1 protein-coding gene is annotated in these 628 nt (G+C 77.4%); it reads right to left on the bottom strand.

From position 1 onward, the window contains the following. Positions 1-512 (bottom strand): thiamine-phosphate kinase (locus ESO86_RS18255; protein WP_242492454.1); only part of this gene is annotated, 512 nt, incomplete at its 3' end. Positions 513-628: the final 116 nt, after the last annotated feature.

Genomic DNA, 628 nt, shown 5'->3' with positions numbered 1-628 from the left:
GCGAGGACGTCGCCCGGCCGGGCCCCGGAGCGCAGGACCGGGGCGCGCCCCTCGAGGTCGCCGAACGCGGTCACCGCGATCGTGAGCACGGATGACGCGGACAGGTCGCCGCCGACCACCCCGGCACCCGGTGCGAGCTCGGCGAGCGCGTCGCGCAGCCCGTCGGCGATGCCCTCGAGCAGCCCGACGTGCGTCGTGGGCGGCGCGGCGATCGAGACGACGAGCGCCGTCGGGCGCGCCCCCATCGCGGCGACGTCGGTGAGGTTGGTCGCCGCCGCCTTCCAGCCGAGGTCGTGCGGGCGCGACCATGCGAGGCGGAAGTCCGGCCCGTGCACCATGAGGTCGGTCGTGACGACGAACCGCCCGTCCGCGGCGGCCACGACCGCCGCGTCGTCGCCCGCGCCGAGGAGCGCGGCATCGCCGGGTTCCAGGCGCGGCAGGATGCGGGCGAGCACCGCCGTCTCGCCGAGCTCCCCGATCGTCGGGGAGGGCTCGAGTGCAGGCTGCTCCATGGCTCCCACGGTAGCCTGATCGACGATGCCAGTTCCCCCGTCAGGCCGCCCCCGGCGCCGCAGTGCGCGCCTCGCCGCGGCCGCGCTCATCGCCGCGTCGGCCGTGCCGCTCCTCG

The organism is Agromyces binzhouensis (assembly GCF_004135055.1).
In the GTDB taxonomy this organism is placed as follows: domain Bacteria; phylum Actinomycetota; class Actinomycetes; order Actinomycetales; family Microbacteriaceae; genus Agromyces; species Agromyces binzhouensis.
This window is presented reverse-complemented; position numbering and strand designations above follow the sequence as displayed.